At 59.4% G+C, this 26320-nt stretch carries 26 protein-coding genes and 1 pseudogene; 18 read left to right on the top strand and 9 right to left on the bottom strand.

Annotated features, from left to right (window positions below; all coding sequences use genetic code 11):
- Window position 1 precedes the first annotated feature (1 nt).
- From rplO to bfr, 10 genes are all read left to right on the top strand, one after another.
- Entirely contained in the window at window positions 2-439 is a 438-nt protein-coding gene (rplO, locus tag V8689_RS03365) for a 50S ribosomal protein L15 (protein ID WP_003176407.1), read from the top strand.
- The gene (secY, locus tag V8689_RS03370; protein ID WP_003194637.1) at window positions 440-1768 is read left to right on the top strand and encodes a preprotein translocase subunit SecY; all 1329 of its coding nucleotides are present in this window, start codon (window positions 440-442) and stop codon (window positions 1766-1768) included.
- A 28-nt stretch (window positions 1769-1796) separates the two neighbouring features.
- Window positions 1797-1913, top strand: coding sequence for a 50S ribosomal protein L36 (gene rpmJ / locus V8689_RS03375; RefSeq protein ID WP_002555468.1), 117 nt, complete (start codon window positions 1797-1799; stop codon window positions 1911-1913).
- A gap of 129 nt (window positions 1914-2042) precedes the next feature.
- The gene (rpsM, locus tag V8689_RS03380) at window positions 2043-2399 is read left to right on the top strand and encodes a 30S ribosomal protein S13 (RefSeq protein WP_003194635.1); all 357 of its coding nucleotides are present in this window, start codon (window positions 2043-2045) and stop codon (window positions 2397-2399) included.
- Window positions 2400-2429: 30 nt separating this feature from the next.
- Complete coding sequence (gene rpsK / locus V8689_RS03385) at window positions 2430-2819, top strand: 30S ribosomal protein S11 (protein WP_002555466.1); 390 nt, start codon at window positions 2430-2432, stop codon at window positions 2817-2819.
- Between the two features lie 18 nt (window positions 2820-2837).
- Window positions 2838-3458 carry a 30S ribosomal protein S4 gene (gene rpsD / locus V8689_RS03390; RefSeq protein ID WP_003176404.1) on the top strand — a complete coding sequence of 207 codons (621 nt, stop codon included), beginning with the start codon at window positions 2838-2840 and terminating at the stop codon, window positions 3456-3458.
- Window positions 3459-3480: 22 nt separating this feature from the next.
- Window positions 3481-4482 (top strand): DNA-directed RNA polymerase subunit alpha, encoded by a 1002-nt coding sequence (locus V8689_RS03395; RefSeq protein WP_003176403.1) that lies wholly within the window; start codon window positions 3481-3483, stop codon window positions 4480-4482.
- 41 nt (window positions 4483-4523) lie between these two features.
- Window positions 4524-4910, top strand: a complete 387-nt coding sequence (gene rplQ / locus V8689_RS03400) for a 50S ribosomal protein L17 (protein WP_003176402.1) — start codon at window positions 4524-4526, stop codon at window positions 4908-4910.
- A 237-nt stretch (window positions 4911-5147) separates the two neighbouring features.
- Complete coding sequence (locus tag V8689_RS03405; protein WP_056785293.1) at window positions 5148-6596, top strand: catalase; 1449 nt, start codon at window positions 5148-5150, stop codon at window positions 6594-6596.
- A 155-nt stretch (window positions 6597-6751) separates the two neighbouring features.
- Window positions 6752-7216, top strand: coding sequence for a bacterioferritin (gene bfr, locus V8689_RS03410; protein ID WP_056785292.1), 465 nt, complete (start codon window positions 6752-6754; stop codon window positions 7214-7216).
- A gap of 67 nt (window positions 7217-7283) precedes the next feature.
- Here the strand turns inward: bfr and uvrA are convergent, their stop codons facing one another.
- On the bottom strand, window positions 7284-10118 hold the full coding sequence (gene uvrA, locus V8689_RS03415) for an excinuclease ABC subunit UvrA (RefSeq protein WP_056785288.1): 2835 nt from the start codon (window positions 10116-10118) through the stop codon (window positions 7284-7286).
- Between the two features lie 178 nt (window positions 10119-10296).
- Here uvrA and V8689_RS03420 point away from each other — a divergent pair, with 178 nt between their 5' ends.
- The 3 genes from V8689_RS03420 (at window position 10297) to tam (ending at window position 13163) form a co-directional block, all read left to right on the top strand.
- Window positions 10297-11691, top strand: coding sequence for an MFS transporter (locus tag V8689_RS03420; RefSeq protein WP_056785285.1), 1395 nt, complete (start codon window positions 10297-10299; stop codon window positions 11689-11691).
- Between the two features lie 9 nt (window positions 11692-11700).
- Window positions 11701-12216, top strand: a complete 516-nt coding sequence (locus V8689_RS03425) for a single-stranded DNA-binding protein (protein ID WP_003194626.1) — start codon at window positions 11701-11703, stop codon at window positions 12214-12216.
- A gap of 185 nt (window positions 12217-12401) precedes the next feature.
- Window positions 12402-13163 carry a trans-aconitate 2-methyltransferase gene (gene tam / locus V8689_RS03430; RefSeq protein ID WP_056785281.1) on the top strand — a complete coding sequence of 254 codons (762 nt, stop codon included), beginning with the start codon at window positions 12402-12404 and terminating at the stop codon, window positions 13161-13163.
- Window positions 13164-13184: 21 nt separating this feature from the next.
- Here the strand turns inward: tam and V8689_RS03435 are convergent, their stop codons facing one another.
- Window positions 13185-13748: a cysteine hydrolase family protein gene (locus tag V8689_RS03435; protein WP_056785279.1), complete on the bottom strand. Its 564-nt coding sequence runs from the start codon at window positions 13746-13748 to the stop codon at window positions 13185-13187.
- 96 nt (window positions 13749-13844) lie between these two features.
- On the opposite strand from V8689_RS03435, the gene V8689_RS03440 reads away from it, so the two are divergent.
- From V8689_RS03440 to V8689_RS03450, 3 genes are all read left to right on the top strand, one after another.
- Window positions 13845-14816, top strand: a complete 972-nt coding sequence (locus V8689_RS03440) for a GlxA family transcriptional regulator (protein WP_056785276.1) — start codon at window positions 13845-13847, stop codon at window positions 14814-14816.
- Between the two features lie 168 nt (window positions 14817-14984).
- A complete protein-coding gene (locus V8689_RS03445; RefSeq protein ID WP_056785274.1) occupies window positions 14985-16094 on the top strand; it encodes a DUF3182 family protein in 1110 nt (369 codons plus the stop codon).
- Window positions 16084-16839, top strand: a complete 756-nt coding sequence (locus V8689_RS03450; RefSeq protein WP_003194616.1) for an alpha/beta hydrolase family protein — start codon at window positions 16084-16086, stop codon at window positions 16837-16839. Before V8689_RS03445 ends, V8689_RS03450 begins: the two co-directional genes overlap by 11 nt.
- Before the next feature lie 113 nt (window positions 16840-16952).
- Here the strand turns inward: V8689_RS03450 and V8689_RS03455 are convergent, their stop codons facing one another.
- From V8689_RS03455 to V8689_RS03470, 4 genes are read right to left on the bottom strand one after another with little or no spacing between them, the layout of a single operon-like run.
- Window positions 16953-17918: a lysylphosphatidylglycerol synthase domain-containing protein gene (locus tag V8689_RS03455; protein ID WP_003194614.1), complete on the bottom strand. Its 966-nt coding sequence runs from the start codon at window positions 17916-17918 to the stop codon at window positions 16953-16955.
- Window positions 17908-19170 (bottom strand): cardiolipin synthase ClsB, encoded by a 1263-nt coding sequence (gene clsB, locus V8689_RS03460; RefSeq protein WP_056785271.1) that lies wholly within the window; start codon window positions 19168-19170, stop codon window positions 17908-17910. The genes V8689_RS03455 and clsB overlap by 11 nt, the downstream gene beginning before the upstream one ends.
- Window positions 19167-19958 (bottom strand): endonuclease/exonuclease/phosphatase family protein, encoded by a 792-nt coding sequence (locus V8689_RS03465; RefSeq protein WP_434520681.1) that lies wholly within the window; start codon window positions 19956-19958, stop codon window positions 19167-19169. The genes clsB and V8689_RS03465 overlap by 4 nt, the downstream gene beginning before the upstream one ends.
- On the bottom strand, window positions 19955-20881 hold the full coding sequence (locus V8689_RS03470) for a DUF72 domain-containing protein (RefSeq protein WP_056785269.1): 927 nt from the start codon (window positions 20879-20881) through the stop codon (window positions 19955-19957). Before V8689_RS03470 ends, V8689_RS03465 begins: the two co-directional genes overlap by 4 nt.
- A 188-nt stretch (window positions 20882-21069) precedes the next feature.
- Between V8689_RS03470 and V8689_RS03475 the strand changes: the two genes are divergently transcribed.
- Together V8689_RS03475 and V8689_RS03480 are read left to right on the top strand one after the other, a co-directional pair.
- The gene (locus tag V8689_RS03475) at window positions 21070-23154 is read left to right on the top strand and encodes a mechanosensitive ion channel family protein (protein WP_056785266.1); all 2085 of its coding nucleotides are present in this window, start codon (window positions 21070-21072) and stop codon (window positions 23152-23154) included.
- A 112-nt stretch (window positions 23155-23266) separates the two neighbouring features.
- Entirely contained in the window at window positions 23267-24151 is an 885-nt protein-coding gene (locus V8689_RS03480; protein WP_056785263.1) for a sugar nucleotide-binding protein, read from the top strand.
- Window positions 24152-24317: 166 nt separating this feature from the next.
- On the opposite strand, the gene V8689_RS03485 is transcribed toward V8689_RS03480, so the two are convergent.
- From V8689_RS03485 to V8689_RS03495, 3 genes and pseudogenes are all read right to left on the bottom strand, one after another.
- A complete protein-coding gene (locus tag V8689_RS03485) occupies window positions 24318-25016 on the bottom strand; it encodes an OmpW/AlkL family protein (protein ID WP_056785261.1) in 699 nt (232 codons plus the stop codon).
- Window positions 25017-25164: 148 nt separating this feature from the next.
- Window positions 25165-25278, bottom strand: a pseudogene (locus tag V8689_RS03490) (DUF3299 domain-containing protein); the annotation flags it as partial.
- Window positions 25279-25298: 20 nt separating this feature from the next.
- A complete protein-coding gene (locus V8689_RS03495; protein WP_056785349.1) occupies window positions 25299-26258 on the bottom strand; it encodes a YbgA family protein in 960 nt (319 codons plus the stop codon).
- Between the last annotated feature and the right edge of the window lie 62 nt (window positions 26259-26320).

Genomic DNA, 26320 nt, shown 5'->3' on the forward strand with positions numbered 1-26320 from the left:
GATGAAACTCAATGATCTGAGTCCAGCGCCGGGTTCCCGTCGCGAAAAGCATCGTCCGGGCCGTGGTATCGGTAGTGGTTTGGGTAAGACCGGTGGCCGTGGCCACAAGGGTCAAACCTCCCGCTCCGGTGGCACCATCGCTCCAGGCTTTGAAGGCGGTCAACAGCCGCTGCATCGTCGCCTGCCTAAGTTCGGTTTCGTATCCCTGAAAGCCATGGACCGCGCAGAAGTGCGTCTGTCCGAGCTGGCTAAAGTGGAAGGCGACATCGTTACTGTGCAGACCCTGAAAGATGCCAACGTGATCAACGTCAACGTACAGCGTGTGAAAATCATGCTGTCCGGTGAAGTGACTCGCGCTGTCACTATCGGCAAGGGAATCGGCGCCACCAAAGGTGCGCGTTCGGCTATCGAAGCAGCTGGCGGCAAGTTCGAGGAATAAATGGCTAAGCAAGGTGCTCTCTCAGCGCTCGGCAAAGGCGGTATGTCTGAACTTTGGGCTCGTCTGCGTTTTCTGTTCCTGGCGATTATCGTCTACCGAATAGGCGCACACATCCCGGTTCCAGGTATCAACCCGGACCGACTCGCAGACCTGTTTCGACAGAATGAGGGGACCATTCTTAGCTTGTTCAACATGTTTTCCGGCGGCGCGCTGGAGCGGATGAGCATCTTTGCACTGGGGATCATGCCGTATATCTCGGCATCGATCATCATGCAGCTGATGACAGCCGTCAGCCCGCAGCTGGAGCAGTTGAAGAAGGAAGGTGAAGCTGGCCGTCGCAAGATTAGCCAGTACACCCGCTACGGCACTGTCGTCCTCGCCCTGGTTCAAGCTATCGGCATGTCCGTTGGCCTGGCAGGGCAGGGCGTTGCGTTCACTGGTGACTTTGGCTTCCATTTCGTCGCAGTATCCACGTTTGTGGCTGGTGCGATGTTCATGATGTGGCTGGGTGAGCAGATTACTGAGCGTGGTGTTGGCAACGGTATCTCGATGTTGATTTTCGCAGGTATCGTCGCCGGTCTTCCGAGAGCAATCGGGCAGTCTTTCGAGTCTGCGCGTCAGGGTGATATCAATATCTTCGCCTTGGTTGCCATCGGTTTGCTGGCAGTAGCGATTATCGGTTTTGTGGTGTTCATTGAGCGTGGCCAGCGTCGTATTGCTGTTCACTACGCCAAGCGTCAGCAGGGCCGTAAGGTCTTTGCTGCGCAGACCAGCCACTTGCCGCTGAAAGTGAATATGGCCGGTGTTATTCCGGCAATTTTCGCGAGCAGCATCTTGCTGTTTCCGGCTTCGTTGGGTACCTGGTTTGGTCAGTCTGAAAATATGGGCTGGCTGCAGGACCTCTCTCAGTCGATCGCTCCTGGTCAGCCGTTGAATATTCTGCTGTTTAGTGCAGGGATTATTTTCTTCTGCTTCTTCTATACGGCGTTGATGTTCAATCCGAAAGACGTAGCGGAAAACCTGAAGAAGTCCGGTGCCTTTATTCCGGGCATCCGTCCAGGTGAGCAGTCGGCACGCTACATTGATGGCGTTCTGACTCGTTTGACCCTGTTCGGTGCTCTATATATGACGGCCGTGTGCTTGTTGCCCCAGTTCCTGGTGGTTGCAGCAAACGTTCCGTTCTACCTTGGCGGGACCTCGTTGCTGATCGTGGTCGTGGTTGTGATGGACTTCATGTCCCAAGTACAATCGCACCTCGTTTCGCACCAGTACGAATCCCTGATGAAGAAAGCCAACCTGAAGGGCTACGGCAGCGGCATGTTGCGCTGAGTACCCCATAAGGTTCGAGGAGTTGGTGATGAAAGTTCGTGCATCGGTGAAAAAGCTGTGCCGTAACTGCAAGATTATTCGCCGCGAAGGTGTTGTTCGAGTAATTTGCAGCGCGGAACCGCGTCACAAACAGCGCCAAGGCTGAGTGTGATCCGCTTGAAGCCCGGCAGCTAGTGCGCTGCCGGGTTGATTATTTGTTATTACAGCGATATTATCTCGCGCCCTATTTCTTGGCTTCCGGGGCGTAGGTAGCTGTCAATTGGAGTCCCACTGAATGGCCCGTATTGCAGGCGTTAACATTCCAGATAACAAGCACACTGTTATCTCGCTGACCTACATCTATGGTGTTGGTCGCACTACTGCGCAGAAAATTTGCGCAGTCGCTGGGGTAAACCCAGCCGCTAAGATCAAGGATCTGAGCGACGAGCAGATTGAACAGCTGCGTGGCGAAGTGGCGAAGTTCACCACTGAAGGTGACCTGCGTCGCGAAATCAACATGAAAATCAAGCGTTTGATGGACCTCGGTTGCTATCGCGGTCTGCGTCATCGTCGTGGTCTTCCAGTACGCGGTCAGCGTACCAAGACTAACGCGCGTACCCGTAAAGGTCCGCGTAAGCCGATCCGCAAGTAATCGCCCCAGCGAATCGACAGGAAAATTATCATGGCAAAACCTGCTGCTCGTCCTCGTAAAAAAGTTAAAAAGACAGTGGTTGATGGCATCGCCCACATCCATGCATCTTTTAACAACACCATCGTGACCATCACCGACCGTCAAGGTAACGCGCTTTCTTGGGCTACCTCCGGTGGTTCGGGTTTCCGCGGTTCCCGCAAGTCCACCCCGTTTGCTGCTCAAGTAGCTGCTGAACGTGCTGGTCAAGCTGCGCTGGAATATGGCCTGAAAAACCTCGACGTTAACGTCAAAGGTCCAGGTCCAGGTCGTGAGTCTGCTGTCCGTGCTTTGAACGGCTGTGGCTATAAGATCGCCAGCATCACCGACGTGACGCCAATCCCGCACAACGGGTGCCGTCCGCCGAAGAAGCGCCGCGTGTAATCCAGGAGATTGTAAAGAATGGCTCGTTACATTGGTCCAAAATGCAAACTCGCTCGTCGCGAAGGCACCGATCTCTTCCTGAAGAGCGGCGTGCGCGCGATCGAATCGAAGTGCAACATTGAAGCAGCACCTGGTATCCACGGCCAACGCCGCGGTCGCCAGTCCGACTACGGCACCCAACTGCGTGAAAAGCAGAAGGTCCGTCGTATCTACGGCGTTCTCGAGCGTCAGTTCAGCGGCTACTACAAAGAAGCTGCTGGCAAGAAAGGTGCAACCGGTGAAAACCTGCTGCAACTGCTCGAATGCCGTCTGGACAACGTTGTATACCGTATGGGCTTTGGTTCGACTCGTGCCGAATCCCGTCAGCTGGTATCGCACAAGTCGATCAGCGTTAACGGTCAGACCGTAAACGTTCCGTCCTACCAGGTTCGTGCTGGTGACGTGGTCGCAGTTCGCGAGAAAGCAAAAAACCAACTTCGCATTGTCCAAGCTCTCGATCTGTGTGCCCAACGTGGCCGCGTAGAATGGGTAGAAGTAGACACTGAGAAGAAGTCGGGCGTTTTCAAGAACGTTCCTGCTCGCAGTGATCTGTCCGCCGACATCAACGAAAGCCTGATTGTCGAGCTCTACTCCAAGTAAGGGCTAGAAAATAGGTGCATCCATGCAGATTTCGGTAAATGAGTTCCTGACACCCCGCCACATTGATGTGCAGGTTGTCAGTCCAACCCGCGCCAAAATTACTCTCGAGCCTCTCGAGCGTGGTTTTGGCCACACCCTGGGCAACGCGCTGCGCCGCATCCTGTTGTCCTCAATGCCCGGCTGTGCAGTAGTCGAGGCCGAGATTGACGGTGTGCTCCACGAGTACAGCGCCATCGAAGGTGTACAGGAAGACGTAATTGAAATCCTGTTGAACCTTAAAGGTCTGGCTATCAAGCTGCACGGCCGTGACGAAGTTACGCTGACCTTGTCGAAGAAGGGTTCGGGGGTGGTTACCGCTGCCGATATTCAGCTGGATCATGATGTCGAGATCGTTAACCCCGATCACGTAATCGCTAACCTGGCGTCTAACGGCGCCCTGAACATGAAGCTCACTGTAGCTCGTGGTCGTGGTTATGAACCGGCCGACTCGCGTCAGAGCGATGAAGACGAAAGCCGCAGCATTGGTCGCTTGCAGCTTGACTCTTCGTTCAGCCCGGTTCGCCGTATCGCATACGTGGTGGAAAACGCCCGTGTCGAACAGCGTACTAACCTGGACAAGCTGGTTATTGATCTGGAAACCAACGGTACCCTGGATCCTGAAGAGGCTATCCGCCGCGCTGCAACCATTCTGCAACAGCAGTTGGCTGCGTTCGTCGACCTCAAAGGTGACAGCGAACCAGTGGTAATCGAGCAGGAAGACGAGATCGATCCGATCCTGCTTCGCCCGGTTGACGATCTGGAACTGACTGTACGTTCGGCTAACTGCCTTAAGGCGGAAAACATTTACTACATCGGTGACCTGATCCAGCGCACCGAAGTAGAACTGTTGAAGACTCCGAACCTGGGCAAGAAATCCTTGACTGAAATCAAGGACGTTCTGGCCTCCCGCGGTCTGTCCCTCGGCATGCGCCTCGACAACTGGCCGCCTGCAAGTCTTAAGAAGGACGACAAGGCGACTGCCTGATCGTCGTAATCACCGAACGTGAGTTTGGTAAGGAATGAACCATGCGTCATCGTAAAAGTGGTCGTCACCTGAGCCGTACCAGCTCGCACCGCAAGGCCATGTTCCAAAACATGGCGGTGTCGCTGTTCGAGCACGAGCTGATCAAAACTACACTGCCGAAAGCTAAAGAACTGCGTCGCGTTGCTGAGCCGCTGATCACTTTGGCCAAGACAGACAGCCTGGCTAACCGCCGTCTGGCTTTCGACCGTACTCGTTCGAAAGCTATCGTTGGTAAGCTCTTCAACGACCTGGGCAAGCGTTACGCTACCCGTGAGGGTGGCTACCTGCGCATCCTCAAGTGCGGTTTCCGCGCTGGCGACAACGCGCCTATGGCGTACGTCGAGTTGGTTGATCGTGCTACTGCCGGCGAAGCTGTAAGCGCCGAGTAAGACGACAAGCTGCAACGAAAAACCGGGCCTAGTGCCCGGTTTTTTGTGCGCGTAACAAAAGCGCGCTGCGTACAAGAATCCTCAAGCGAGACGCTTCACTATGAGCGTTGGGTATGTTGGTAGTTATTTTCTATTGATGCCTACAATTTAATGAATTTGTAGGTGTCATGTGGATGGTCAATACTCCCTCCAAGCCGATTAGCCGGCAGTTCCAAGCCCGACCTGAGGAAGATGCGCATGAGCCAGAATAAAGTCCTTACCACCGCCAGCGGCGCGCCCGTTGCGGACAACCAGAACTCACGTTCTGCCGGCCCGCGTGGCCCTTTGCTGCTCGACGATTTCCACCTGATCGAGAAGCTTGCTCACTTCAACCGTGAAAATATCCCTGAGCGTCGCGTGCACGCCAAAGGTTCGGGTGCCTTCGGTACCTTTACCGTGACAAAAGACATTACCCAGTACACCAGCGCCAAGTTGTTCGAGTCCGTTGGCAAGCAGACGCCTACGTTCCTGCGTTTCTCCACCGTAGGCGGTGAGCGTGGTTCGGCTGACACTGAGCGCGATCCACGTGGCTTCGCCTTGAAGTTCTACACCGAGGAAGGCAACTGGGACATTGTCGGTAACAACACCCCTGTGTTCTTTATCCGTGACCCGCTGAAATTCCCGGACTTTATCCACACCCAGAAGCGTCTGCCCCAAAGCAACCTGAAAAGCGCGCAGATGATGTGGGACTTCTGGTCGCACTCCCCAGAGGCGTTGCACCAGGTCACCATTCTGTTTTCGGACCGTGGCATTCCGGACGGCTACCGTCACATGCACGGTTTCGGCAGCCACACTTACAGCCTGATCAACGCCCAGGGCGAGCGTCATTGGGTAAAGTGGCACTACAAGACCAAGCAAGGCATCAAGAACCTGGCGCCGGCCGAGGCTGCCCGCTTGGCGGGTACCGACCCTGACTACGCCCAGCGTGATCTGTTTGGTGCAATCGAGCGCGGTGACTTCCCCAAGTGGCGCGTGTGCATCCAGATCATGACTGAGGCACAGGCGAACGCCCATTACGAGAACCCGTTTGACGTGACCAAGACTTGGTCGCAAAAAGAATTTCCGTTGATTGAAGTGGGTGAGTTGGAGCTCAATCGTAATCCGCAGAACTACTTCGCCGAAGTCGAGCAGGCTGCATTTGGCCCAAGCAACATGGTCCCAGGCGTTGGCCTGTCGCCAGACCGTATGCTGCAAGGTCGGGTTTTCGCCTACGCCGATGCTCACCGCTACCGTGTGGGCACCAACCACCAGCAACTGCCGGTGAACGCGCCACGTAGCCCGGTTAACAGCTACCAGCGTGACGGCTCTATGGCTTTCGGTAATAACGGCGGTGCGGCTCCGAACTACGAGCCAAACAGCTATGCCGACGCACCGAAACAAGCCCCGCACTATGCAGAGCCGGCACTGGCCCTGAACGGCGCCGCTGATCGCTACGATCATCGTGAAGATACGGACTACTACAGCCACGCCGGTGCGCTGTTCCGTCTGATGAATGACGAGCAGAAAGCCCTGCTCACCAATAACATCGCCGGTGCAATGGGTGGCGTTTCCAGCGATGTCGTCCAGCGTCAACTGCAGCACTTCTATAAAGCCGACCCGGCTTATGGAGAAGCAATCGCAAAGGCGCTGGGTGTATCGCTTAACTGACTCTAAACGATAAGCAGAACCGCCCTCATTTGGGCGGTTTTTGCGTTATTTCAGCCACTTTTCCCTGAAAATCTTCACTTTTCTGCCGTTTGTCCCGTGACCTTCAAGTCAGCATGGTTCAAACTACAGTCTTTCAAGCAGGGAGATGTAGGGCGATGCAAGGTCACCCCGACGTAATCGATTACCTCAACACGTTGCTGACGGGCGAACTGGCAGCTCGTGACCAATATTTCATCCATTCGCGTATGTACGAAGACTGGGGCTTTACCGAGCTCTACGAGCGTATCAACCACGAAATGGAAGAAGAGGCGCAGCACGCTGACGCCCTGATGCGCCGCATTCTGATGCTCGAAGGCACGCCGCGTATGCGTCCTGATGATCTGGACGTGGGTACTACGGTGCCTGATATGCTCGCCGCCGACCTTCGTCTTGAGTACAAGGTTCGTCCCGCACTCTGCAAGGGCATCGAGCTTTGCGAGCAGCACAACGACTATGTCACCCGGGAAATACTGCGGGTGCAGTTGAATGACACCGAAGAAGATCACACCTACTGGCTGGAAAAGCAGTTGGGCCTGATCAAGCTGATCGGCCTGGAGAATTACCTGCAATCGCAGTTCTGATTCCCGGTTACAAAAAAGCCCCTGTCACCGCAAAGTGACAGGGGCTTTTCATTGGGCGATGAAAAAATCAGGCCCGGTCGCGTTCCAGCAACGGTTTCAAGTAGTAACCTGTGTGCGACTGCGGCATTTCGGAGACTTGCTCCGGCGTGCCCACTGCGATGATCTGGCCACCCTTCGAACCGCCTTCTGGCCCCAGGTCTACCAGCCAGTCGGCAGTCTTGATCACATCAAGGTTGTGCTCGATCACCACCACGGTATTGCCGTGGTCTCGCAAGCGGTGCAGTACGTCCAGCAACTGCTGGATATCCGCAAAGTGCAGACCAGTGGTCGGCTCGTCGAGGATGTACAAGGTTTTGCCTGTATCGCGCTTGGACAACTCGCGAGACAGCTTGACCCGCTGCGCCTCGCCACCCGACAGCGTAGTCGCCGATTGCCCCAGCTTGATGTACGACAGGCCCACATCCATCAGCGTCTGCAGCTTGCGCGCCAACGCCGGCACTGCGTCGAAGAACTCGCGAGCTTCCTCGATGGTCATTTCCAGGGTCTCGTGGATGCTCTTGCCCTTGTACTTGATCTCCAGGGTCTCGCGGTTGTAGCGCTTGCTCTTGCACACATCGCACGGCACGTAGATATCAGGCAGGAAGTGCATTTCCACCTTGATCAGGCCATCGCCCTGGCACGCTTCACAGCGGCCACCCTTGACGTTGAACGAGAACCGACCCGGCCCATAACCCCGTGAGCGCGACTCTGGCACGCCAGCAAACAGCTCGCGGATAGGGGTAAACAGCCCGGTGTAAGTGGCTGGGTTTGAACGCGGCGTACGCCCAATCGGGCTCTGGTCGATGTCGACCACCTTGTCCAGATGCTCCAGGCCCTTGATGCTGTCGTGAGCCGCCGCTTCCAGGGTGGTCGCGCCGTTCAGGGCGGTGGCACTCAGGGGGAACAGGGTATTGTTGATCAGCGTCGACTTGCCCGAACCGGAAACACCGGTCACGCAGGTCAACAGGCCCAGCGGGATCTCGAGGTCGACATTGCGCAGGTTGTTGCCGCGCGCGCCCTTGAGATGCAGCGCCATCTTCTTGTTGCGCGGCGTTCGCTTGGCGGGCACTTCAATCTTCACACGGCCGGACAAGTATTTGCCGGTCAGTGAATCAGGATGTGCCATCACCTCGGCAGGCGTGCCTTCAGCAACGATATGGCCTCCATGCACGCCCGCGCCGGGGCCGATATCGACCACGTAGTCCGCCAGGCGGATAGCGTCTTCATCGTGCTCGACCACGATCACGGTATTGCCGATATCGCGTAGGTGTTTGAGCGTGCCCAGCAGGCGGTCATTGTCCCGTTGGTGCAAGCCAATCGAAGGCTCGTCGAGGATATACAGCACGCCCACAAGGCCCGCGCCAATCTGGCTGGCCAGGCGAATACGCTGTGCCTCACCGCCAGACAAAGTGTCGGCGCTGCGGTCCAGCGACAGATAGTCCAGGCCCACGTTAACCAGGAACTGCAACCGCTCGCGAATCTCCTTGAGGATCTTGTCGGCAATTTCCCCGCGACGACCGGTCAGCTTCAGCACGCCAAAGTATTCACAGGCATCGCCGATCGGCAGGTTGGTCACTGCCGGCAGGGTCTTCTCGCCCACCCATACATGCCGGGCTTCACGGCGCAGGCGCGTGCCACGGCAATCCGGGCATGGCTGTGTGCTGAGGAATTTCGCCAGCTCCTCGCGCACGCTCGCCGATTCGGTTTCGCGGTAGCGGCGTTCCAGGTTCGGCACGATGCCTTCGAACGGGTGCGAGCGCTTGACGATATCGCCACGATCGTTCAGATACTTGAAGTCGACATTCTGCGAACCGCTACCATGGAGAATGACCTTCTGCTGGTCTGCCGGCAGTTGGTTGAATGGCACTTCCAGGCTGAACTTGTAGTGGGACGCCAACGACCCGAGCATCTGGAAGTAGTAGACGTTACGCCTGTCCCAGCCACGTATCGCACCCTCGGCCAAGGTCAGTTCGCCATTGACCAGGCGCTTGATATCGAAAAACTGCTTCACACCCAGGCCGTCGCAAGTCGGGCAGGCGCCGGCCGGGTTGTTGAAGGAAAACAGCTTGGGTTCCAGCTCGCTGATGGCATGGCCACAGATCGGGCAGGCAAAACGCGCGGAGAAGATGATCTCTTCGCCGGGCTCGTCATCCATCGGCGCTACCAGGGCAATGCCATCGGCCAGCTTCAGCGCGGTTTCGAACGATTCCGCCAAACGCTGCTGCAGGTCGGCGCGCACCTTGAAACGGTCGACCACCACATCAATGGAGTGCTTTTTCTGCTTGTCCAGCTTCGGCGCTTCGTCCAGCTCATAGAGCTTGCCGTTGATGCGCGCCCGCACGAAGCCCTGGGCCCGCAGCTCTTCGAAGACCGACAGGTGTTCACCCTTGCGCTCGCGAATGACGGGCGCCAGCAGCATCAGCTTGGCGCCTTCGGGCTGGGCCAGCACCAGGTCGACCATCTGGCTGACGGTCTGGGCTTCCAGGGGTATATCGTGATCCGGGCAGCGGGGGATACCCACGCGTGCGTACAGCAGGCGCAGGTAGTCGTAGATCTCGGTAATGGTACCTACGGTAGAGCGCGGGTTGTGGGACGTGGACTTCTGCTCGATGGAAATAGCCGGCGACAGGCCTTCAATGGTGTCGACATCGGGCTTTTCCATCATCGAGAGGAACTGCCGGGCGTAGGCCGACAGCGATTCCACATAGCGACGCTGACCTTCGGCATACAGCGTGTCGAACGCCAGGGACGATTTGCCCGAGCCGGACAAGCCGGTGATGACGATCAGTTTGTCCCGGGGCAGGGTCAGGTCGATGTTCTTCAGGTTGTGGGTTCTAGCCCCACGAATCAGGATCTTGTCCAAGATGGCCTCGCACGGCGGGCGTAAATGATGCCGGAGTATACGGCTAAAGACTGGATGAATATACACTGTCAAAACGCCGCTTGCAGCCTTACATGAAAGCTGCGCGGCAAAGCGCCGCATATACCCTCTCAATCGATGGGACTGGTAGAATCGCCGCCGGTTCACACGAGGTTTTTCCATGCACGATCCCCACAGCGAACGCATGAGTAGCGGCGAGACCCGAGCGGCAAGCGGGCTGGCCCTGGTGTTCGCCTTCCGTATGCTGGGCATGTTTATGGTGTTGCCGGTGCTGGCCACCTATGGGATGGATCTCGCAGGCGCCACCCCCGCCTTGATCGGCCTGGCGATTGGCGCCTATGGCCTGACCCAGGCAATTTTTCAGATTCCGTTCGGGATTATTTCCGACCGCATTGGCCGTCGCCCGGTGATCTATCTCGGGCTGATCGTATTCGCCCTTGGCAGTGTGCTAGCGGCCCAATCCGATTCGATCTGGGGCGTGATCGCCGGGCGCATCCTGCAGGGCGCCGGAGCGATTTCCGCCGCCGTGATGGCGCTGCTCTCGGACCTGACCCGCGAACAACACCGCACCAAGGCCATGGCGATGATCGGCATGACCATCGGCCTGTCGTTTGCCGTGGCCATGGTGGTCGGCCCCTTGCTCACGCGTGCGTTCGGCTTGCATGGGCTGTTCCTGGCCACGGGCGGCATGGCGTTGTTTGGCATCCTGATCGTGGCCTTTATGGTGCCGCGCTCCACCGGCACCCTGGCGCACCGTGAATCGGGCGTTGCACGCGAGGCGTTGCTGCCGACGCTCAAGCACCCGGACCTGCTGCGCCTGGATTTAGGTATCTTCGTATTACACGCCATGCTGATGTGCAGCTTCGTCGCCTTGCCCCTGGCCCTGGTGGAAAAAGCCGGGCTGCCCAAGGAGCAGCACTGGTGGGTCTACCTCACTGCGTTGTTGATTTCGTTCTTCGCCATGATCCCGTTCATCATCTATGGCGAGAAGAAACGCAAAATGAAACGAGTTTTACTCGGCGCCGTCGCGACATTGATGCTCACTGAACTATTCTTCTGGCAGTTCGGCGACAGCCTGCGCGCACTGGTGATCGGTACGGTGGTGTTTTTCACCGCGTTCAACCTGCTCGAAGCGTCGTTGCCGTCGCTGATCAGTAAAGTTTCACCGGCGGGCGGCAAGGGCACGGCCATGGGGGTGTATTCCACCAGCCAGTTCCTGGGCTCCGCGTTAGGCGGCATCATGGGCGGCTGGATGTTCCAGCATGGCGGTTTGTCGGTTGTGTTCCTCGGATGCGCCGCGCTGGCTGCACTTTGGCTGGTCTTTGCTGTTACCATGCGCGAACCTCCCTACGTCACCAGCCTGCGTTTGCCGCTATCGCCCGAGGCGATCCGCGAAGCTGGCCTGGTCGAGCGCCTGAAGGCCGTCGTAGGGGTAACGGATGCAGTCGTGGTCGCGGAAGAAGCGGCCATTTACATCAAATTGGACACCGAATTATTGGATCGCGCGACGCTCGAGCAACTGGTCAACCCAGTGCCGACAGCGCGCCCAGCCTAGGAGAACGTTATGGCCCGTGGGGTTAACAAAGTCATATTGGTCGGTACTTGCGGCCAGGATCCCGAAGTTCGCTACTTGCCTAACGGTAATGCTGTGACCAACCTGAGTCTGGCGACCAGCGAGCAATGGACTGATAAGCAGACCAACGAGCGCAAAGAGAAAACCGAGTGGCACCGCGTGTCGTTGTTCGGCAAGGTCGCAGAGATCGCCGGTGAATACCTGCGCAAAGGTTCGCAGGTGTACATCGAAGGCAAACTGCAAACCCGCGAGTGGGAAAAAGACGGCATCAAGCGTTACACCACCGAAATCGTGGTCGACATGCAAGGCACCATGCAACTGCTGGGCGGCCGTCCACAGGGCGACCAACAGGGCCAGGGTGGCATGTCCAACTCGGCACCGCGCCCGCAGCAGTCGCGTCCGCAGCCAAGCCAACAGCCACAGCGTGAGTCGCGCCCAGCGCCACAACAGGCTGCTCCGCAACCGGCTCCGGATTTCGACAGCTTTGATGACGATATCCCGTTCTAAGGTCCAAGACCGACCCTGAACAAACAAAACCCCCGATAGCGAAAGCATCGGGGGTTTTTTATAGGCAATGCCCAGGTGTCGGTGCAGGGGATGCCTTTGTATAGACAGCACCCCAACCCCGTCATTTGTTCTCATGGCCCACAAGATTTAGGCTGTCGCCACCTCTAGCAAGAAGGAAAGCTGTGATGACCTGGTCCGCCAAGCAGTACACGATGTTCGAACAGCAGCGCACTCGCCCCGTCCGTGACCTGGTGGCGGCCATTCCCAACACCGAGGTGAACAGCGCCGTCGACCTGGGATGCGGGCCGGGGAACTCCACCGAGGTGCTGGCCGAGCGTTTCCCCCATGCGCACGTCACGGGCATGGACAGCTCCGACGACATGTTGCTGGACGCCCGCAAGCGTCTGCCCAGGTTGAACTTCGAGCTGGCAGACATCGGCGCCTGGCATCCGGCGCAACGCTTGGATGTGATCCTGGCCAATGCCTCGCTGCAATGGCTGCCCGACCACGCCACGCTGTACCCGCACTTGGTCCACCAACTGAACCCAGGCGGTACGCTGGCGGTGCAAACCCCGGACAACCTTGACGAGCCCGCCCATCGCCTGGCCCGTGAAGTTGCGGCCGATGGCCCATGGGCGGCAAAGATTGGGGCGGTCAAACACAATGAGCGGCACACCGCCAGTTACTACTACGAACTGCTGAGCAAGCATTGCAGTACCGTGGATGTGTGGCGCACCACCTATCAGCACCCGTTGGCGGACCACGGGGCGGTGGTGGAGTGGTTCAAGGCTTCGGCATTGCGGCCTTTTCTTGCGCCGTTGACCGACGATGAAAAAGCCGCCTTCCTGCAGCAATACCAGGCGCGAATTACCCAGGCTTATCCCGCCCTGGCCGATGGCACGGTGTTGTTGCCCTTTCCGCGGCTGTTCATCATCGCCACACGCTAAAGCGATCGGCCTGAGTGGCGGTCACGCGGCCGCTGCTTGGGCCTTCAGATATTCCTCTGCCGACACTACACCCGCATAGCCAAAGGCCAAGGAGGCCATGTACGCGCCGTGCACCTGCGCCGCCGGAATCACCTGGCCGTTGAATTCCTGATCGCGGGTCGCGCAGGCATCATGAATCACCGTCACCTTGTAGCCCAGGTCCGCCGCCGCCCGCACCACGGCGTCAACGCACATATGGCTCATGCTGCCCACTACCACCACGTCGGTGATGCTGCGCTGCTCCAGCAGTTCGCGCAGGTTGGTTTGGCGAAACGCATTCACGAAGTGTTTGAGCACTACCGGTTCCTCGCCCTCGTTGAGCACCTTGGCATGCAAGTGCGCGCCTTCGGAGCCCGGGGTGAAGAACGGTGCGTCGTCGCCAGCGAACTCATGGCGTACATGAATCACCGCATCGCCTGCTTGCCGAAACGCCTGTAGCACCTGCGCCGCCTTGTCCGCTGCGGCTTCCACGCCGTCGAGCGGCCACTTGCCCTGGGGGAAGTAGTCGTTCTGGATATCGATTAGGATGAGCGCCTGCTTGGCCATGTGTGTTGCCTCGTGATGGGTTGATGGGCCTAGTATCTTAGCTGGCGATCACACCGAGAATTGGCTGCACCGACAATAACAGGGGGAAAACTGACAATGGCCGCGCAACGCAGCACTCTCGAGCTGGGTGTATTGATCTACCAGGGCGCGCAACTCGCCGCAGTCCACGGGCTGACCGACCTGTTCGGGGTCGCTAACCGCATCGCCGCCGAGCATGGATCTGCGCAACTGCCGCTGCTGCGGGTCAGCCACTGGCAGGTTGATGCCCACGGCACACCCGCGCGCACGTTCGACAGTCACCCCGGCCCCGACCAACCAATGATGGCCGTGCTGGTGCCACCCTCGATTGCCGAGTTCACCGAAGACCAGGCGCCGCCTGCACTGCTGCAATGGCTGCGCCAGCAACATGCAGCCGGCACCGTGCTGGGCGGCGTGTGCATCGGTTCGATCATGCTGGCGCGCAGCGGCCTGTTGGATGGCCGCAGCGCCACCACTCACTGGTCTTCCGCTAAGTCCTTTGCGGCCAGTTATCCGGCGGTGCGCCTGGAGGCGGATAAACCCATTGTCGATGACGGCGACCTGGTCACCTCCGCTGGGCTGATGGCCTGGTCTGAACTGGGCCTGCGCCTGGTCGACCGCCTGATGGGTCCGAGCGTTGCGGCCGACACGGCGCGCTTTCTGGTGATCGAACACAGCGCCAGTGCCAGCCAGTGCGGTAGCAATTTTGCGCCGATTCTCAGGCATGGTGATGGTGCGGTCCTCAAGGTCCAGCATTGGCTGCAGGCCAGTGGCGCGGTGGATGTGTCCGTGGCGGCGATGGCGCAGGAGGCCAACCTGGAAGAGCGCACCTTTCTGCGGCGCTTTCGCAACGCCACCGGTTTGAAACCCACCGAGTACTGTCAGCACCTGCGGGTCGGCAAGGCGCGGCAGATGCTGGAGTTCACCAACGGCACGATCGATCACATTGCCTGGACCGTGGGCTATCAGGACCCCAGCGCCTTTCGCGCTATTTTCAAGAAAATCACCGGCCTGTCCCCCAGCGATTACCGTAACCGTTTTGGGGTTTGAATCGTGCAGAACGCCGCAGGCTTAACCTCGGGTCGTGCAGAATAAAACAGGCTAACAGCCATCACTTTGTGCGCAACTGATTGATTTAAAGGCCATCCCCGCAAGCCCTGCGTTGGCCTGATCTATGCAGTCTTCCTGCTACACAACGGCTGATAGAAAGGGGAACGCATGACCCCCATAAGTCGCAAGAAGCTGGTGGTTGCCCACTCCATGCGAGAAGGCGCGCCCCTGCATGAAATCGAAACCAACCGTGCCCTCGCACGCTGGCTGGCGCAGATTCTGGGGCTCAAGTTCGGTGATAGCTACGACCCAGCCCTGCATGCGGGTCGGGAATTGTATCTGCTGCCCACGCAAACGCTGGTCGGACCTGCCCAAGCGCAACAGCTCAATATCAAGGGGCCACAAGATCTGTGGGGCGGCTATGTTGATCACGCCTTCATCTGCACCAAAGCCATCAGTCACGGCCTGCTGAGTCCCGAGGCCAAGGCGCCCGAAGGCTGGTCGCCCACATTTTGCGAGCGTGTGCGTGACGTGGTGTTGGACGGTGTGAGTGTGTTCGCCCTTGAGGATGCACGGCCTGCCGCGACCCGCTTGCTCTACAGCGGCCCGATTCGTCTGAAACCCGTAAATGCCTGTGCAGGGCGGGGCCAGGAAGTTATCCACAGCCTGGATGAATTCGACGCGATCGTGGCGCGCCCGGAAGCGGCCCGAATGTTCAATCAAGGCGTGGTGCTGGAACAAGACCTGCACGAGGTGATCACCCATAGTGTGGGTCAGAGTTTTATCGGCGATCACCTCTTCAGCTACTGCGGCGAGCAGCACTTGACGCAAGACGCGCAGGGGGAAGAGGTCTACGGCGGTTCCGATCTGCTGGTCGTCCCCGGTGACTACGCAGCCCTGCTCAAGCTGGATCTGCCTGAAGACGTGCGTAAGGCTATCGAACAGGCGCTGGTTTTTGACCGAGCCGCGAATGAAGCCTACCCAAGCTTCTTCGCCTCGCGCCGCAACTACGACATCGCCCAGGGCCTGGACAGCGCAGGTCAGCGCCGCAGTGGCGTGCTCGAACAATCCTGGCGCATGGGCGGGGCCAGCAGCGCGGAAGTCGCGGCGCTGCAGAGCTTTATCAACCATCCGGGCCTGAAGGCCATCCGTGTGTCCTCGGTAGAAACCTATGTAGACCAAGCGCTGCCGGCGGATGCCATCGAGGTATACCGAGGCCCGGCCGAAAACAGCGACTTTCTCCTCAAGTATGTGACGGTCAAGACCTATGACGGCTAGAAGCGAGAGCATCAGCATCGATATAGACGACGAACAAATGAGCGGGACATTCCTGAGTCCCAAGTCCAAAGTGCCCGGCGTGTTGTTCGTGCACGGTTGGGGCGGCAGCCAGGAGCGCGACCTGGAGCGGGCCAAAGGTATCGCAGGCCTTGGGTGTGTGTGCCTGACCTTCGACTTGCGCGGCCATGCTGGCACGGGCATCCCTCTGTCCCGCGTCACCCGTGAAGACAACCTGCGCGACCTGCTGGCTGCCTACGACCGCTTATTGTCCCACCCGGCTATCGACACCTCGGCGGTGGCGGTGGTGGGCACCAGTTATGGCGGCTACCTGGCAGCGATCCTCACCTCACTGCGGCCGGTACGTTGGCTGGCGCTGCGAGTGCCGGCGCTGTACCGCGACCAGGAATGGCTCAAGCCCAAGCGCGACTTGGACAAAGCCGACCTGATGGATTACCGCGGCACCCTGGTGCACGCCGAAACCAACCGGGCTCTGCATGCCTGTGCGCAATTTACCGGCGATGTGCTGATTGTCGAGTCGGAAACCGACGACCATGTACCCCACGCCACCATCATGAGTTACCGCGCGGCGTGCCAGCAGACCCATTCCCTGACCCACCGCATCATCGACGGTGCCGACCATTCCCTGAGCGACCCGGTGTCGCAACAGGCGTACACCTCGATCCTGGTGGACTGGATTACCGAGATGGTGGTGGGGGAGCGGTTGAGCATCATCCAGGCCCGATAGGTGTTGCCTTGGTGATCGCTATCGCGGGCAAGCCCGGCTCCCACAGGGGAATGCGTTCCGAGGTGGGAGCCGGGCTTGCCCGCGATAGCGATTCAACAGTCACCACCGTCTCATCAGGCTGTCTTCTTCACCCGCAACGCCTTGGCCTTGGCCTCCACCCCCAAATACATCACCAGTGCAATCAACAACGGGCAAATAAAATAAATCGCCCGGTAAGCGATCAACCCAGCCAGCAAACTCCCCCGCGACGCCTCATGCTGCAACAGCGCAATGAACACCGCCTCCAACACACCCAGCCCGGCCGGGATATGAGTGACCACCCCGGCAATCGCACTGATCAACAGCACCCCCAGCACCAACGGGTAATCCAGTTTGGCCGGCAACAAGGTAAATATCACCGCGGCCATCAATGACCAGTTCAACGCACCCAGAGCCAGCTGCAAACAGGCCATGCGCAGCGACGGCAAGTTGATCTCGATACCGCGAATCGACCACGCGCGCTTTTTAGAAAACCGGCACGCCGCCAGGTAGCCCAGGCTCGCGAGCACCAATAACACCCCGACCCCTTGCAAGGCGCCGCTGCTGAGCTTCCAGCCCGGCGGCAGGGTCACCAACCCGCTGCTGAACACCACCCCGGCCAACGCCATATAGCCGAACCAATTGGTGGCCAGGCTCAGACCGAGGATCTTGGCGATATTGCTGGTGCTCACGCCCAGGCGCGAATACAGCCGGTACCGCATGGCAATACCGCCGACCCAGGCGCTGAGGTTGAGGTTGAACGCGTAGCTGATGATGCCCACCGGCAATATCTGCTTCCAGCGCAATGGTTGGCGAATGTAGGTGCGACCGATCAGATCGAAACAGGCATAGACGATAAAACTGCACAGCGTCAGCGCGCCGGCGATGAACAATGTGCGCAGCTTGAACTCGCTCAGGGTCTGGAACACTTCGCTCCAGTCGATGCGCCGGGCGAGCAGGGTAAACAACACGATCAGCAGCACGAAGAACGCAATCGTCAGCGGTTTCTTCCAGCGCTTGAACCCGGAGGCTTGCGCTTGGGGGCGGGCTTCAGACGTCATGGGGCGTGGCCTCAAAAGGTTTCAAGCGCGGTTTGTGGGCCGGCAACCAACTGGCCAGGACCGGGAAATGGCGCATCACATGGAACACCAGGAAACCCACGGTCAGGCGCCAGAGCCACAGGCGCGGCTTGCGCTTTTCCGGCATGGTCTGGCAATGATTCTTGGCGAGTGCTTCCAGGCGTTCGTAGAGCTGTTGATTGAAAGCCCGGTCGCGAATCAGCACATTGGCTTCCAGGTTTAATGCCAGGCTGAGTGGGTCCAGGTTGCTGGAGCCGACGGTGCTCCATTCGTCATCCACCAGCGCCACCTTGCCGTGCAGCGGGCGTTGGCAGTATTCGTGAATCACCACGCCATCCTTGAGCAAGTAGTCATAGAGCATGCGCGCGGCCAGTTTCGCCAACAGCACGTCGGGCTGGCCCTGCATGATCAACTGCACATGCACGCCACGGCGCGCCGCGTTACGGATCTCGCGAAGCAGGCGGTAGCCGGGGAAGAAATACGCGTTGGCGATCACCACCCGCTGCCGGGCCTGGCTCAAGGCGTGGATATACGCGTCTTCGATGTCGTCACGATGCTGGATGTTGTCGCGATAGATCAGGCGCACCAGGCCGTCGCCTGGCTCGTTCGTCCAGGGCGAAGGCCGCTGCTGGCGCCGTCGCCAACCGCGACGGCTGCGCACCTGGCGGCCACTTTGGGCGAGGGCGAAATGGTGCAGGTCGGCCACAGCCGGGCCGATCACCTGTACTGAGTAATCCTGCTTGGCTTCGGGGCCGAAATCCGCCAAGTGGTCGGCAGAAAAATTGATCCCGCCGATAAACGCCACGCGGGCGTCCACCACGACAATCTTGCGGTGCAGGCGGCGAAACCAGTTAGTCCGTATGCCGAGCGTCTTGGGCGCCGGGTCGAACATCTGCACCATCACCCCGGCCTCGGCCAGCTCCCGCAGGAAGCCCGGGCTCAGTTCGCCGCAGCCAAAACCGTCGAGGCTGACCACCACCTTCACCCCGCGCTTGGCCGCCTCGATGAGGATGCTGTGCAGCTCAAAGCCGACCTTGTCTTCAAAGAGGATAAAGGTCTCCAGCAGGATCTCGCGCTCGGCGCCGCGCAACGCCTCGAATACGGCAGGAAAGTACGCCTCGCCGTTCTCCAGCAATTGCACCTGGTTGCCGCTCTGCCAGCCGTAATCCAGATCCCGCGCCTTGCTGTCGTCTGGCGGTTGGTCTGTGGCGATATGGTCTACCGCAACGTTCATAGCTCAACCTCCACCGACAGCGGCACATGGTCTGAAAGATGGGACCAAGGGCGAGTGGTGAGCACGCGCGGGTTGTGCACCGTCAAATTGCGCACATAAATACGGTCCAGCGGCAGTAGTGGCAGGCGCGCCGGGAAGGTGCGCGCCGGGAAGGTGCGCGCCGGTTTGCCGAGGGTGTGCATAAACACTTCCTGCAAACCGCTTTGACTCAGGTCGGCCTTTTGCCGCCAGTCGTTGAAGTCGCCGGCGACCACCAACGGCGCATCGGCCGGAATCTCGCTGATACGTTGTTCCAGCAACCGCAATTGTTGTTGGCGATGCACCTCGCGCAAGCCCAGGTGGATGCAGATCGCGTGCACTTGCTGGCCGCTGCCCGGCAGGCGCAGCACGCAATGCAGCAGGCCGCGGTTTTCATGGCCGCTTTGCGAAATGTCGAGGTTGTCGTAGCGAATGATCTGGAATTTCGACAGCAGCGCATTGCCATGGTCGCCATGGGGGTACACCGCATTGCGTCCATAGGCAAACTGCGGCCAGATGCTGTCGGCGAGGAACTCATACTGCGGCATTTTCGGCCAGTCGCTGTAGCGCTGGGGATGGCGTTCGTGGGTGCCATGGATTTCCTGCAAGAACACCATGTCCGCGCCCACACTGCGCACCGCTTCACGCAGCTCGGGCAAGATGAAGCGGCGATTAAGCGCGGTGAAACCCTTGTGGATATTGACCGTCAGCACCGTGAAACGGGTGATGGCGGTGGTCGGCGGGGTGGGGATCAGCTCTGGATGCGTCATGGCAATACTCCTGGTTCCGGCAGCCGGCCAGGTTCGGTGAGCAGGTGTTGGTCCAGCCCGAAACGTTGCAGCAATTGGCGTGCATCGAAGGGGGCGCGAACTTTGATGTCGTTGTCGAAAAAACAGAACACATCGCGCTGTTTACGCCTGCGGGGTGTGTGGTGCGGGTCGACCAGGTGTGCATCGGCAGGCTGCCTGCCCTGGGCCCAGCGCTCGATGCGGTCACCCCAGCGCTGGAGCGCTTCGGCGCTATAGCCACTGGCGTATAACTGCTTGTCGCCGTGCAGGCGCAGGTACATGAAGTTGGCGGTCACGTCTTCCATGTACGGCCACTTGCCTGCAGTGTCGGCGACCACCAGGGCCACCCCGTGTTTATCCAGCATCTGGATGAACTCCGGCACCGCAAAACTCGTGTTGCGAATCTCCACGGCATGGCGCAACGGCTTCTTGGCATAGGCCTTCATGCTCGCCTTGCCGTTAAGGCGCGGCTCATGCTGGCGGGCGAGGGCGGCGGCCTGCTGGGTGTCGGTGGGTAATTCAGCCAGAAAAGTTTCGAACAGCGTGGCGTCGAATTTGAAGCTGGGCGGAAACTGCCAGAGGATGGGGCCGAGTTTTTCTTTGAGTTCCAGCACGCCGGAAGCGAAGAAATTCGCCATCGGTTTGTGCACATCCCGCAGGCGCAGGATATGCGTGATGAAACGCGGCGCCTTGACACTGAACATGAAACCTTCGGGCGTATCGGCATACCACTCGGCATAGCGCTTGGGGGTTTGCAGCGCGTAGAACGAGCCGTTGATTTCGATGCTGTTGACGGCGCGTGACGCAAACTGCAACTCGCGTTTCTGGGTCAGCCCTTCGGGGTAGAAATCCCCGCGCCAGGGCGTGTAGCGCCAGCCGGAAATGCCGATGTGAATCGCCGCCATGTGTGCTCCCGTGGTTGGTGGGTGAGGTGACCTCCGTTATGGGATGACTGCGCTATTTGGCTGAAAGTTTCCACATTCCTACAGGCGGTACAGGGTAGGAAAAGATCGGAGGGCATCGCCCATGCGGGGAACGATCAAGGCCTAAACCCGTCAGTTCCTTACAGACCCTGCTGAAGGAGCTCGCTGTTTTGCTGAATCTAAAGACTGCATTACTGCTCGGTGCGTTGCTGCTTTGCGGTAACGGCGCACTGCAAGCCGCAGCGACGGCACCCGCTGCCGAGACGCCGGCCAAACCGGAATTGCTGGTGCAAGGCGGGCTGCTGGGGGCCATCAGTTCCAGTATTGATGACGTGCAAGACAAGCTCGACCTCAACCAGAACCTCATTGACGCCTGGCGCCTGCGTGCCGACCGCGCCGCTGACGAAGTAGGGCGCCTGGTGGACCAGACCACCGCACGCTCGCCGTGGAGCGTGGCCGGCGATTTCCTGCTGTTGTCCGGCGTGTGGGTCGGTGCCTTTGCTGTGCTGACGATGCTGGGGCGCCTGATCGTGAAGCGCGCGAGCCGCCGCCCATTCCTTGCGCGGCGTCAACGGCTGCAAGGCTTGCTGGGCTATGTGGTGCCCTACACGATTCCAGCGCTGATCTGCCTGCCGTTGACGCTTTATGTCAGTCACTTTTTAGCCGCGTCTGTCGGCCGAGCCCTGGCACTGTGTTTTGCCTACGCCACCAGCAGTGGCATCTTTTCCACCTCGCTGTTGCTGTGCGTCATTGTCATGTTCAACGTCGGGCACAAGCGCCCTGCGGTGCAGATCATTCGTGACTATTGCCCCAAGCCACTGTTCCTGATCGGCTTTCTCGCGGCCCTCAGCGATGCGTTGACCAGCCCGCAAATCGCCCGTCAGTTGGGCGGCAATATCACCAGCAGCATCGCTGTGTTTACCGGCCTGTTTGCTGCGGTCATCTTTGGCGTGCTGGTGGTACGCCTGCGTCGCCCGGTGGCCCATTTGATCCGCAACCGGCCGCTGGCCCAGCGCCTCAAACACCCGGCATTGCAACAATCGCTGCGGGTGTTTTCCGGGCTCTGGTACTGGCCGATTCTGTTGATGGTGCTGGTCTCGGCGGTCAACCTGATCGGCGCCGGTGACGACAACCAAGAGGCCCTGCGCTGCGCGCTGCTCACTACACTGTTGCTGATCGGCACGGTGTTTCTCAGCACCGTGCTGCAACACTTGTTCAAGTCCCGCAGCCAGGTGTCGATCCAACGCAGCAGCGCCTACAAGGAACGCTTCCTGAGTTTGCTGCACGCGATTTTGCGCATCGTCATGGCCATCGCGTTTATCGAGATACTCGGGCGTATCTGGGGTGTCTCGCTGTTCGAATTCGCCCAGCGCAACTCCGTGGGCCGGGCCATCAGTGACTCCCTCAGCAGCATCGGCCTGATTCTGTTGGTGACCTGGCTGTTCTGGGTGGTGCTCGACACCGCGATCCAGGAAGCCCTCAAGCCACCGGTGAATAAACGCTCCAGCCGCCAGCCCAGTACCCGGGTCAAAACCATCCTGCCGCTGCTGCGCAATGCGGTGAAGATCATCCTGGTGGTGATCTGCGCGATCACCACCATGGCCAACCTGGGCATCAATGTCGCGCCGTTGCTGGCGGGCGCCGGGGTGGTGGGCCTGGCCATCGGTTTCGGTTCCCAGCAACTGGTGCAGGACGTGATCACCGGCCTGTTCATCATTATCGAAGACACCCTGTCCATCGGCGATTGGGTGGTGCTCGACTCCGGCCACGCCGGCACCGTGGAGGGCCTGACCATCCGCACCCTGCGCCTGCGTGATGGCAAGGGCTTTGTGCATTCGGTGCCGTTCGGGCAGATCAAGGCGGTCACTAACCAGTCCCGTCAATTCGCCTATGCGTTCTTCTCGGTGCAGTTCACTTACGACACCGACGTGGACAAGGCCGTGGAGCTGATACGCGAAGCCGGCCAGTCGATCCGCGACGATGTGTTCCTCAAGTACAACCTGCAAGGGCCGCTGGAGGTGTTCGGGGTGGACAAGATGGACCTCAATGGCGTGGTGCTCACCGCGCAGTTCCGCACGGTTTCGGGTGGCCAGTATGCGGTCAGCCGTGCGTTTAACCAACGTCTGAAAAAGCTTGTGGATAACTGTGAGGCGGTGCACTTCGCCCAGACTTATCCACAGCAGCTCTTGCTCGCACCGCGCACGGCGCTGAAACAGGAGGCCGCCGAACCCGACGTCAAGACACTTAATCCGTGACGGTTGCGCTACAAGCCCGCAAAATGCAACGATTCTGGCAATGACCTACGACAGGGCACACGCGCCTGTCGATAATAACCATCGTTCCAAACAGACCGGGCCTGCTCAATCTATGCGAATGCGCCTTATGTTACTGGGCGGCGGGAATGCCCTCGGGCAGGCGCTGATTCGCCTCGGTGCGGAGGAAGACATCGGTTTCCTCGCCCCCAAACCGCCCCAAGACGGCTGGGATGCCGCAAGCCTTACCCAATTGCTCGACGACACCCGTCCCGATGCCTTGATCAACCTCGCCTACTATTTCGACTGGTTCCAGGCCGAAGCCGTGAGCGAAACCCGCCTGGCCGCCCAGGAGTTCGCCATCGAACGTTTGGCTGAGCTGTGCCAGCATCACAGCATCACCCTGCTGCAACCGTCCAGCTACCGCGTGTTCGATGGCTCCCGCGCCACCGCCTACAGCGAGAAAGACGAGCCGGTGCCCCTGGGCCTGCGCGGCCAGGCGTTGTGGCGTGTCGAACAAAGCGTGCGTGCTACATGCCCGCAGCATGTGCTGCTGCGGTTTGGCTGGTTGCTCGATGACAGCGCCGACGGCACACTCGGGCGCTTCCTGGCCCGGGCCGAGAACGCTGACGAGCTACTGATGGCCGACGACCGCCGGGGCAACCCGACGCCGGTGGACGATGCGGCGCGGGTGATCATCTCGGTGCTCAAGCAACTCGATTGCGCGGCGCCACTGTGGGGCACTTACCATTACGCCGGCCACGAGGCGACGACGCCGTTGGCGCTGGGCCAGGCGATTCTCACCGAAGCGCGCAACTTCCATCCGCTCGCCATCGAGTCCCCCACCGCCCAGGCTCACGCAGCGCGGCCGGATGCGGCGGATGAGCCGCAGCATGCGGTGTTGGCCTGCAAGAAAATCCTGCATACCTTTGGCATCAAGCCACGGGCATGGCGGGCAGGCTTGCCGGCGCTACTGGATCGCTTCTACCGCCATAGCTGACACCCCCAAAACCAAAAGTGGGAGGGGGCTTATGTGGGAGCTGGCTTGCCTGCGATAGCATCACCTGGGTATCACTGATACACCGAGGTGTCTGCATCGCGGGCAAGCCCGGCTCCCACATAAGCTCCCTCCCACATTGGGTTATGCGGTGTGGCTTAAACCGGACTTAGAACTTGTAGCCGATACCCACCATGTAAACCATCGGGTCTACATCCACATTGACCTTGGCCCGAGTGCCCTGGCCCAGCGCGTTGTTATCCACAGTCGCTTTGGTGCTGATGTCGATGTAGCGCGCCTGGGCGTTGATCATCCACTTGTCGTTGATCATGTAGTCGGCGCCGATCTGCGCGGCCCAGCCCCAGGAGTTCTCGGCCTTGAAGTTGCTGAAACCGGCCTGTTCGGCACGGCTGCCGACGTGCTCGTCGTAGATCCAGGTGTAATTGATACCGGCACCCACATATGGCTGGAACGCAGACTTATGATCCAGGGGGTAGTACACGACGCTCAAGGTCGGCGGCAGGTGTTTCAGGGTGCCGAGCTTGCCGTTGGCGGCACCGAGGGCGGTGTTCTTGATCTTCACGTCATGCTCGAACGGCGTAGCCGCGAGCAATTCGATGCCGACGTGGTCGGTGATCATGTAGGCGAAGTTCAAGCCCAATTGGGTGTCGCTGCTCATGGTCGCCTTGCCGCCCAGGTTGGTGCCGGCCAGCGGGCCCTGGTCAACCTTGACTTTGCCGCTGTCGGCCTCCGGGTTGACGGTGATTGCACCGGCACGCACCAGAATATCGCCCGCCTGGTGAGCGTGTGCGACCGGGGCGACGAGGGCGAGCGCGAAGAGGGACGCGCCGAGCAGAGACTTGTTCATGGGAGCTCCAAAGGACGTTTAAAAGTTGTACGTCCAATGGTAAAGATCGTTCCGTTCGGTCTTTTGACTCAGCTCAATGAAAGGGCGATCAGTCACTTTTGCCACTGATCTAAACCTGTGGGAGCTTCGGTGTGTTCGTAGGTGAGGATTATTCCTCGAGCTCGTACATGTAAATCTTCTGAGCGTCCATCTGGTAACCGGCATCGGCCAACTCGCTGGACGATGGCTTGACCTGCATCGCGCCCTCGATCCAGTACGGTCGAGCAGGGCAGGTTTCATGGGTTAGATCGCATTACGCAGGCTGAGGTTTTCCGGGTGCGGTTGCAGGTAGGCCTGCTGCGCGATGTAGCGGTCCGGGTGTTGGCGAAAGTGGTGCTTGAGCAGGGTCAGCGGCACCACCAGCGGCACGATGCCGTGGCGGTATTGGCCGATGACGGTCTGCATTTCCTGTTTGTCATCGGCGCTGATGGCCTGCTTGAGGTAGCCACTGATGTGTTGCAGCACATTGGTATGGGTGCCGCGCGTCGCGCATTTTTTCAGGCCCGCCATCAGTTCGCTGAAATAGCCGTCGGCCAGGGCTTGCAGGTCAATGCCCTTGCCCATGCTGCCGAGCAAGTGGCCCAGGCTTTTGTAATGCGCCGGGCTGTGGGCCATCAGCAGGTACTTGTAGCGCGAGTGAAACGTCAGCAAGCGGTGACGGGTAAGCCCTTCGGCCAACAGTTGCTGCCAACTGGCGTACACGAATACGCGGGTGAGGAAGTTTTCCCGCAGCACCGGGTCGTTCAGGCGACCGTCTTCTTCCACCGGCAGGTTGGGGTGGCGAGCACAAAACGCCTGGGCGTAAATGCCGCGCCCGCCACCGTCGACGGGCGTGCCATTGTCGCGGTAGACCTTGACCCGCTCCAGGCCGCAGGACGGTGACTTTTGCATGAAGATGTAGCCGCACAGGTCGGTGTGTTCCCGGGCCATTTGCTGGCCATAGTCGTCCAGTGGCTGCGTGACATTGAGCGCAGGGTTTACGCTGCCCACGGCCTGCGGATGGTCAGGGTCCCCGACCAGGCGGATCGCTTGCCGAGGAATGCCCAGGCCGATGGCAACTTCAGGGCACAGCGGGACAAAATCGAAATAGTCACTGAGGGTCTGGCTGCACAGCAGGGACTGTTTATGCCCGCCGTTGAAGCGCACGTTCTCACCCAGAAGGCAGGCGCTGATGGCGATCTTCGGTTTCACATGGCTGGACATAAGCAAACCTCTGCAAGAATCCTGTACAAGCTACAAAGCTTGTACAACTAAATCTCATCATA

The organism is Pseudomonas sp. AK181 (genome assembly GCF_051122975.1).
GTDB classification, from domain to species: domain Bacteria; phylum Pseudomonadota; class Gammaproteobacteria; order Pseudomonadales; family Pseudomonadaceae; genus Aquipseudomonas; species Aquipseudomonas lactis.

Bases quoted from the DNA above. Each gene is read 5' to 3' on its own strand.
- rplO (WP_003176407.1), top strand. From the start codon at position 2: ATGAAACTCAATGATCTGAGTCCAGCGCCGGGTTCCCGTCGCGAAAAG.
- secY (WP_003194637.1), top strand. From the start codon at position 440: ATGGCTAAGCAAGGTGCTCTCTCAGCGCTCGGCAAAGGCGGTATGTCT.
- rpmJ (WP_002555468.1), top strand. From the start codon at position 1,797: ATGAAAGTTCGTGCATCGGTGAAAAAGCTGTGCCGTAACTGCAAGATT.
- rpsM (WP_003194635.1), top strand. From the start codon at position 2,043: ATGGCCCGTATTGCAGGCGTTAACATTCCAGATAACAAGCACACTGTT.
- rpsK (WP_002555466.1), top strand. From the start codon at position 2,430: ATGGCAAAACCTGCTGCTCGTCCTCGTAAAAAAGTTAAAAAGACAGTG.
- rpsD (WP_003176404.1), top strand. From the start codon at position 2,838: ATGGCTCGTTACATTGGTCCAAAATGCAAACTCGCTCGTCGCGAAGGC.
- V8689_RS03395 (WP_003176403.1), top strand. From the start codon at position 3,481: ATGCAGATTTCGGTAAATGAGTTCCTGACACCCCGCCACATTGATGTG.
- rplQ (WP_003176402.1), top strand. From the start codon at position 4,524: ATGCGTCATCGTAAAAGTGGTCGTCACCTGAGCCGTACCAGCTCGCAC.
- V8689_RS03405 (WP_056785293.1), top strand. From the start codon at position 5,148: ATGAGCCAGAATAAAGTCCTTACCACCGCCAGCGGCGCGCCCGTTGCG.
- bfr (WP_056785292.1), top strand. From the start codon at position 6,752: ATGCAAGGTCACCCCGACGTAATCGATTACCTCAACACGTTGCTGACG.
- V8689_RS03420 (WP_056785285.1), top strand. From the start codon at position 10,297: ATGCACGATCCCCACAGCGAACGCATGAGTAGCGGCGAGACCCGAGCG.
- V8689_RS03425 (WP_003194626.1), top strand. From the start codon at position 11,701: ATGGCCCGTGGGGTTAACAAAGTCATATTGGTCGGTACTTGCGGCCAG.
- tam (WP_056785281.1), top strand. From the start codon at position 12,402: ATGACCTGGTCCGCCAAGCAGTACACGATGTTCGAACAGCAGCGCACT.
- V8689_RS03435 (WP_056785279.1), bottom strand. From the start codon at position 13,748: ATGGCCAAGCAGGCGCTCATCCTAATCGATATCCAGAACGACTACTTC.
- V8689_RS03440 (WP_056785276.1), top strand. From the start codon at position 13,845: ATGGCCGCGCAACGCAGCACTCTCGAGCTGGGTGTATTGATCTACCAG.
- V8689_RS03445 (WP_056785274.1), top strand. From the start codon at position 14,985: ATGACCCCCATAAGTCGCAAGAAGCTGGTGGTTGCCCACTCCATGCGA.
- V8689_RS03450 (WP_003194616.1), top strand. From the start codon at position 16,084: ATGACGGCTAGAAGCGAGAGCATCAGCATCGATATAGACGACGAACAA.
- V8689_RS03455 (WP_003194614.1), bottom strand. From the start codon at position 17,918: ATGACGTCTGAAGCCCGCCCCCAAGCGCAAGCCTCCGGGTTCAAGCGC.
- clsB (WP_056785271.1), bottom strand. From the start codon at position 19,170: ATGAACGTTGCGGTAGACCATATCGCCACAGACCAACCGCCAGACGAC.
- V8689_RS03465 (WP_434520681.1), bottom strand. From the start codon at position 19,958: ATGACGCATCCAGAGCTGATCCCCACCCCGCCGACCACCGCCATCACC.
- V8689_RS03470 (WP_056785269.1), bottom strand. From the start codon at position 20,881: ATGGCGGCGATTCACATCGGCATTTCCGGCTGGCGCTACACGCCCTGG.
- V8689_RS03480 (WP_056785263.1), top strand. From the start codon at position 23,267: ATGCGAATGCGCCTTATGTTACTGGGCGGCGGGAATGCCCTCGGGCAG.
- V8689_RS03485 (WP_056785261.1), bottom strand. From the start codon at position 25,016: ATGAACAAGTCTCTGCTCGGCGCGTCCCTCTTCGCGCTCGCCCTCGTC.
- V8689_RS03495 (WP_056785349.1), bottom strand. From the start codon at position 26,258: ATGTCCAGCCATGTGAAACCGAAGATCGCCATCAGCGCCTGCCTTCTG.